General features: G+C 64.3%; 5 protein-coding genes. 3 read left to right on the top strand and 2 right to left on the bottom strand.

From position 1 onward, the window contains the following. The 3 genes from EN906_RS16510 to EN906_RS16500 all read left to right on the top strand — a co-directional run. Positions 1-2,252: molybdopterin oxidoreductase family protein (locus tag EN906_RS16510; protein WP_127375259.1), on the top strand; the 2,252-nt coding region annotated here is incomplete at its 5' end. Next, entirely contained in the window at positions 2,249-2,983 is a 735-nt protein-coding gene (locus tag EN906_RS16505) for a 4Fe-4S dicluster domain-containing protein (protein ID WP_127267783.1), read from the top strand. The genes EN906_RS16510 and EN906_RS16505, both read left to right, overlap by 4 nt. A 3-nt stretch (positions 2,984-2,986) precedes the next feature. Beyond that, entirely contained in the window at positions 2,987-3,922 is a 936-nt protein-coding gene (locus EN906_RS16500; protein ID WP_127267784.1) for a dimethyl sulfoxide reductase anchor subunit family protein, read from the top strand. A 6-nt stretch (positions 3,923-3,928) separates the two neighbouring features. Here the strand turns inward: EN906_RS16500 and pdeM are convergent, their stop codons facing one another. Both pdeM and EN906_RS16490 read right to left on the bottom strand, forming a co-directional pair. After that, positions 3,929-4,645: a ligase-associated DNA damage response endonuclease PdeM gene (pdeM, locus tag EN906_RS16495; protein ID WP_127267785.1), complete on the bottom strand. Its 717-nt coding sequence runs from the start codon at positions 4,643-4,645 to the stop codon at positions 3,929-3,931. Then, complete coding sequence (locus tag EN906_RS16490) at positions 4,642-7,191, bottom strand: ligase-associated DNA damage response DEXH box helicase (protein WP_127270393.1); 2,550 nt, start codon at positions 7,189-7,191, stop codon at positions 4,642-4,644. The genes pdeM and EN906_RS16490 overlap by 4 nt, the downstream gene beginning before the upstream one ends. Positions 7,192-7,429: the final 238 nt, after the last annotated feature.

Genomic DNA, 7,429 nt, shown 5'->3' with positions numbered 1-7,429 from the left:
AGGTCGTCTCGATCAACCCGTGCCGCACCGGCTACAATGCCATTGCAGACGACTGGATCGGCATTCGGCCCGGCACCGATGGGCTGTTCGTGTTCGCGCTCATCCACGAATTGCTCAAGGCGGGCCGCGTCGATCTCGATTATCTGCTGCGCTACACCAATGCCCATGTTCTCGTCGTGCAGGAGCCGGGTGCCGCCGATGACGGGCTGTTCGTGCGCGACGCCGACGGAAATCCGCTGGCGTGGGACAGGGTTGCGAAGACGCCTGTCGGCGCCACCGATGCCAGTGCGAAGCCGGCACTGACGGGCAGCTTCACGATCGGCGGGCGCCGCTGCGTCCCGGTGTTCCAGCTCATCGCCGACCGCTACCTCGATGCAAGCTATGCGCCGGACGCGGTCGCCGAGCGCTGCGGCATTGCCGCCGATACGATCCGCAGGATCGCCGCCGAACTTGCGCATGTCGCCTTCGAACAGACGATCGAGTTGCCGATCGCGTGGACCGATTGGGCCGGGCGCCGGCACGAGACGATCAAGGGGCGGCCTGTCTCGATGCACGCCATGCGCGGCATCTCGGCCCATTCGAACGGCTTCCACACCTGCCGCGCCATCCATCTCCTCCAGGTGTTGCTGGGCACTGTGGATGTCCCTGGCGGCTTCCGTTTCAAGCCGCCCTACCCCCGCTCCGCGCCGCCAGGACCGAAGCCGGCCGGCAAGACCGTCAAGCCGATGACGCCGCTTGACGGCATGCCACTCGGTTTCGTCTGTGGGCCGGACGATTTGCTGGTCGATGAGGCCGGCACGCCGCTTCGCCTCGACAAGGCCTATTCCTGGGACGCACCGCTGGCGGCACACGGCCTGATGCACACCGTCATCCGCAATGCCTGGGACGGCGACCCGTACCCGATCGATACACTGATGATGTACATGTCGAACATGGCGTGGAATTCCTCGATGAACACCGTCGAGACCATCGCCATGCTGACCGACAGCGACGAAGCGGGCAACTACAAGATCCCCTTCATCATCTATTCCGATGCCTATTATTCCGAGACCGTGCCGTTCGCCGACCTCGTGCTGCCCGACACCACCTATCTTGAGCGGCATGACTGCATCAGCCTGCTCGACCGGCCGATCAGCCATGCCGACGGACCGGGCGACGCCATCCGCCATCCCGTCGTCGAACCTGACCGCGACGTCCGGCCGTTCCAATCGGTGCTGATCGAACTCGGCGCGCGGCTCGGCCTGCCCGGTTTCGTCAACGACGATGGCTCGGCCAGATATGCCGACTACGCCGACTACATCGTCAACCATGAGCGCACATCAGGCATCGGCCCGCTCGCCGGCTGGCGCGGCAAGGACGGGACGTCGACTGGCAGGGGCGAGGCCAACCCGGACCAGATGCAGCGCTACATCGACAATGGCGGCTTCTGGCACCACGATTTCGCCGACGACCAGCGCTATTACAAGATGGCCAACCGCTCCTATCTCGATTTCGCGGAGCAGATGGGCTTCATCCCCAAGGCGGAACCGATCGTCTTCCAGCTCTATTCCGAGCCGCTGCAGCGTTTTCGCCTGGCCGCACGTGGGCACGGTCACGTCTTGCCGCCAGAGGCCGATCGCCAACGCATCGAGACCTACATGGACCCGCTTCCGTTCTGGTACATGCCCTTCGAGGAAGCGGTCGTCGACCTCGAAAAATTTCCCCTGCATGCGCTGACGCAGCGGCCGATGCACATGTACCATTCCTGGGGATCGCAGAATGCGTGGCTGCGGCAGATCACCAGCCAGAACCGGCTGTTCGTGCATCACCGTACGGCAGCTGGCCTCGGCCTTGTCGACGACGACTGGGTGTGGATCGAAAGCATCAACGGCAGGGTGAAGGGGCAGATCAAGCTGATCGACGGGGTCAACGAAAGCACGGTCTGGACCTGGAACGCCATCGGCAAAAGGCGCGGCAGCTGGGGGCTGAAGGACGACGCGGCCGAGAGCAACCGCGGCTTCCTGCTCAACCATATCATCGGCGACCAGACCTCGGCTGACGCTCAGGGCAAACGCTATTCGAACTCCGATCCTGTGACCGGCCAGGCGGCATGGTTCGATTTACGCGTGCGCATCGTCAAATGCGCGGCCGAAGAAGCCGGCTTCACCGAGCCGCAATTCGAACGTTTCCAGCAGCCACCGCATTTCGAACCCTCGCCCGACAGGCTGACTTTCGGCGCCGAATTCCGCCGGGCAAGAGAGACGACTGAATGACCTGTCTGCCAAGCCAAAGCGACAAGAAACTCGGCCTCGTCATCGACCTCGATACGTGCGTCGGCTGCCAGGCCTGTGTCACCGCCTGCAAGGAATGGAACACCGGCGGCCACATGGCGCCGCTGACCGACATCGACCCCTATGGCGGCCATGTCGACGGCGTTTGGTTCAACCGCGTGCACGCTTACGAGCACACGACCGAGATGGGCGGGCGCACCGTCAACTTCCCGCGCTCCTGCCTGCATTGCGAGACACCGGCCTGCGTTACCGTCTGCCCGACCGGCGCGTCCTACAAGCGGGCCTCGGACGGCATCGTGCTGATCGACGAGGACAAGTGCATCGGCTGCAAATTGTGCAGCTGGGCCTGTCCCTATGGCGCACGCGAATTCGACACCGATGTCGGGGTGATGAAGAAGTGCACGCTGTGCGTCGACCGCATCTACAATGACAATCTGGCCGAAGAGGACCGCGTACCGGCCTGCGTCGCCGCTTGCCCGACCAGCGCCCGCCATTTCGGCGACCTCGGCGATCCCCTGTCGGCTGTGTCGCAACTGGTGGCGGAGCGCGGCGGTGTCGACCTGATGCCCGAGCTCGGCTATCGCCCGACCAACAAATATTTGCCGCCGCGCGCCCACACCGCGCGCGCCGCATCGGTGGCCGCGCCGGCATTGGAACCGGTGCGGGCCGAAGGCGGTTTCCTCGGCTGGGTCGACCGCATGCTTTCGAACTGACCCATGCATCCAGCCTTCTCCGTCGTCTTCTTCACCACCGCCACCGGCGCCGGCTACGGCCTGCTGGCGCTGCTGGGCATGTTCGGAGGCTTCCAGATCATCCCGCCTGATTTCTGGCTGGGCCTTGTCGGCATGGGCCTGGCACTCGGTCTCATCGTGGCCGGGTTGTTGTCTTCAACGGGTCACCTCGGCCGTCCCGAACGCGCCTGGCGGGCGTTCTCGCAATGGCGCAGTTCATGGCTGTCGCGCGAAGGCGTCGCCTCGGTCATCACCTTCATTCCGGCGGGGCTGTTCGGCATCGGCTGGGTGTTTCTCGGCCGCATCGATGGCTGGGTCGGCATCGCCGGATTTCTGGCTGCCATCGGCGCGGTCGTCACCGTCTGCACCACCGGCATGATCTATGCGTCGCTGAAGCCGATCGCCCAGTGGCACAGCCGCTTCACCCTGCCCGGCTACCTCATCTTTTCGGCGATGACCGGCAGCGTGCTGCTGAACGCGCTGCTGCAGGGCTTTGCGCTTGGTTCGAAGGTACAGCTGGCGGCTTGCCTGCTGCTGACCTTGTTCGGCTGGGGCTGGAAAGTGGCGACCTGGCGCTACAACGACCGATTGGAGATCGCGACCACCGCCAACACCGCAACCGGGTTGGCCGGCGGTACAGTGCGGTCGCTGGAATGGCCGCATACCGAGGAGAATTACCTGCTCAAGGAGATGGGGTTCCGCATCGCACGCAAGCATGGCGCGCGGCTGCGCCAGATCACGCAGGTTCTGGCCTTCGCGTTGCCCTTGGGGCTGCTCGCCATTGTGTTCGCCCTGCCAGGGCCGCTGGCAGCGTTGCTGTCGATACTTGCTGCTGCAATCCAGTTCGCTGGCATGCTGGTCGAGCGCTGGCTGTTCTTCGCCGAGGCGAAGCACACGGTTACGCTCTACTATGGCAGGTAAGGCTGTTTAGCCCGGCCGCAGCATCGAGCCGGAAATGGCAAAGATGCGTTGGGCGCCCAGCATATAAGCCATCAGCGTGTCCAGCCGGAACAGCCCGGCATAGGCGTGGTCGAGGACGTTGAGCGAACCGGTATAGGCGCCGAAGGCCGGCATGATCATGCGGCCGCCGTCGCCGGCAAAGCAGCGCCGCCTCACCGAGCGTCCCTGCTGGACTATGCGGGCGCAGGGATGCAGATGGCCCGCTATTTCGCCTTCGACACGCTGCTTCGACGGCTCATGCCGGAACAGCAGCGAGCCTATAGCAAGTTCACGCACCGTTTCGCCGGGCAGATCGGCTGGCGCTTCCGGGTCATGGTTGCCGGCGACCCAGAACCAGTCTCGGCCTGCCATCAGCGCTTCCAGCCGCTCGCGGAAGCTTGCATGCATACGCTGGGCGCCGCCGCCATCGTGAAAGCTGTCGCCCAGGCTGATGACGATCGACGGCTGGTAATCTGATATCACGGCCTGAAGCCGCAACAAGGTCGCGCCGGTGTCGTAGGGCGGGATCAGCGTGCCGCGGCGTGCCAGCGACGAACCCTTTTCCAGATGCAGATCGGACACGGCCAGAAGCCGCAGATCCGGAAAATAAAGCACGCCGCGTGGGTCGCAGACGGCGCGCTCGCCTGATATGCCGACAAGGTCGGCCTCGGCAATCAGCGATGTGCGCGCCAGCGAAAAATTCATTCCTCAGCCATTTCCGGCCCCATGGCCTCCTCGACCAAAGTCGCCGCATCCATCAAAAGCGTTTCATCGGCTTCGCCATGGACCGGCATCTTGCCGATCTCGAGCATGATCGGCACGGCGAGCGGCGATATCTGTTCGAGTGCCTTATGCACGATTCGACCCTGGATGCGCGAGAGCATGTCGGCAAGTCTACTGACATCGAGCAGGCCGGTGGCCGCATCGGCACGTGTCGCCTGAAGCAGGATGTGGTCCGGTTCATGGCTGCGCAGCACGTCATAGATCAGGTCGGTCGAGACCGTGACCTGGCGACCACTCTTTTCCTGGCCCGGATGGCGTTTCTCGATCAACCCCGAAATCAGCGCGCAATTGCGGAAGGTGCGTTTGAGAAGCCAGCTGTCGGCCAGCCAGGCTTCGAGGTCATCGCCCAGCATATCCTGGTCGAAAAGGGCGCCAAGCGAAGGCTTCCTTGCTTTGAACATCGCGCCCATGTCGCCCAATGACCATATCGCCAGCGCATAGTCGGTGGCGACAAAGCCGAGCGGCCTGGCTCCCGCCCTGTCGAGACGGCGGGTGAGCAGCATGCCGAGCGTCTGGTGCGCCAGCCTGCCCTCGAACGGATAAGCCACCAGGTAATGGCGGTTGCCTCGTGGAAAGGTCTCGATCAGCAGGTCATCGCGTTTGGGCAGCACCGATTTGTCGGCCTGGAATCGCAGCCAGTCGGCGACCTGCTCGGGCAGCTTCTTCCATCGCTGCGGGTCGTCCAGCATGATGCGGACCTGTTCGGCGAGATAGGTCGAAAGCGGGAACTTGCCGCCGCCATAGTAAGGCACCTTGGCATCGCTGCCGGGCGCGTTCGACACGAAGCATTCATTCTCGCGGATGCCTTCGAAGCGCAGCACCTTGCCGGCGAACATGAAGGTGTCGCCATGCGTCAACGTTTCGAGGAAGGCCTCCTCGATCTTGCCGAGAACCCGGCCGCCGCGCGAAGCCGCGCCTTTGCCGCCGGCCTTGATATAGCGCACATTCAGCGCCGGCACCTCGATGATGGTGCCGACATTCAACCTGTATTGTTGGGCGACGCGCGGATTGGACACCCGCCAGAACCCATCCTTGTTCAGGCGTATGCGGGCGTAGCGCTCGTAATTCTTGAGCGCGTAGCCGCCGGTGGCGACGAAATCGATGACGCGGTCGAATGTCGTCCGGTCGAGGCTGACATAGGGCGCAGCCGTTCGCACTTCCTCGAACAGGTCATCGGCACGGAATGGCGCGCCGCAGGCGCAGCCGAGCACATGCTGGGCCAGCACATCGAGCCCGCCATCGATCAAGGGAGGCGTGTCCTGCGCGCCGAGATAGTTGGCGTCGAGGGCGGCCCGGCATTCCAGCACCTCGAAGCGATTGGCGGGAATGAGGATCGCCTTGGACGGCTCGTCCATGCGGTGGTTGGCGCGGCCGATGCGCTGCGCCAGCCGGCTCGCCCCCTTCGGCGCACCGACATGCACAACCAGATCGACATCGCCCCAGTCGATGCCGAGGTCGAGCGTCGAGGTGGCGACGATGGCGCGCAGTGCGTTTTCCCCCATCGCCTTTTCGACGCGCCGGCGCTGGGCGACGTCGAGCGAACCGTGATGCAGCGCGATCGGCAAAGTGTCCTCGTTGACCCGCCACAATTCCTGGAACAGCAACTCCGCCTGGCTGCGCGTGTTGACGAACAGCAGGGTCGTCTTGTGGCGCTTGATCTCGCGATAGATTTCCGGCGTGGCGTAGCGCGCCGAATGTCCCGCCCAAGGCACGCGCTCTTCGGAATCGAGGATAGAAATCTCCGGTTTCGCACCCCCGGTGACGACGATCAGTTCGGCCATGCTATGGCCGGTCGAACCCTTGGGCGGATTCTGGCTGACCAGCCAGCGCCGCAACTCGTCCGGTTCGGCCACCGTCGCTGACAGGCCGATCGTCTGCAAGCCGGGGACAAAGCTGCGCAGCCGCGCCAGGCCGAGCGCCAGCAGATGCCCGCGTTTCGACGTCACCAGCGAGTGCAACTCGTCGAGCACGACGTAGCGCAGATCCTCGAAGAAGCGTCTTGCATCGCCTGCCGCAATCAGCAGCGCCAGTTGCTCGGGCGTGGTCAGCAGGATGTCGGGCGGCACCAGCTTCTGGCGCTGACGCTTGTGGGCGGGGGTGTCGCCGGTGCGCGTCTCGATGGTGACGGGCAGGCCGATTTCCTCCACCGGCTTGCCGAGATTGCGCTCGATATCGACGGCCAGCGCCTTCAGCGGCGAGATGTAGAGCGTGTGGATACCGCGACGCGCCTGGCCCGGCTTTCTCTTGGGCCGGTTGGCCAGTTCAGTGAGCGAAGGCAGGAACCCGGCCAGCGTCTTGCCGGCACCGGTCGGCGCAATCAGCAGGACTGATTGCCCGGCCTGGGCTTTCGCCAGAAGTCCAATCTGATGGGCGCGCGGCGACCAGCCTTTCTCGCCGAACCATCTGAGGAATGGTTCGGGCAGGGCCACGGCGGCATTCTGTTCGGCAAGGCGCGGCTGCTCTGTCACCCGCCAGAGGTAGCGCGACGGCGCGCGAACGCCAAGGAAAATCGGAACAAAAGGTGATCGAGGTGAGCTTTCCTCGCCCCGTTTACGGGGAGAGGATGCCGGCAGGCAGGTGAGGGGCAGCGCGAACCTTCAAATGCTGGCACTGCCTCTCATCCGCCCTTCGGGCACCTTCTCCCCGTGAACGGGGCGAAGGAAGAAAGGCTACGGCCTCCTGAACCCGGTCGGACCGCCGTAAAGA

Origin of the sequence: Mesorhizobium sp. M7A.F.Ca.CA.004.06.1.1 (assembly GCF_003999135.1) — a bacterium.
Classification (GTDB): domain Bacteria; phylum Pseudomonadota; class Alphaproteobacteria; order Rhizobiales; family Rhizobiaceae; genus Mesorhizobium.
The sequence above is the reverse complement of the archived record's forward strand: the minus strand, read 5'-3'. Positions and strand labels throughout refer to the sequence as shown.

What these genes read in the sequence shown, in the direction of transcription:
- EN906_RS16505 (WP_127267783.1), top strand. Translation starts at nt 2,249, where the DNA reads ATGACCTGTCTGCCAAGCCAAAGCGACAAGAAACTCGGCCTCGTCATC.
- EN906_RS16500 (WP_127267784.1), top strand. Translation starts at nt 2,987, where the DNA reads ATGCATCCAGCCTTCTCCGTCGTCTTCTTCACCACCGCCACCGGCGCC.
- pdeM (WP_127267785.1), bottom strand. Translation starts at nt 4,645, where the DNA reads ATGAATTTTTCGCTGGCGCGCACATCGCTGATTGCCGAGGCCGACCTT.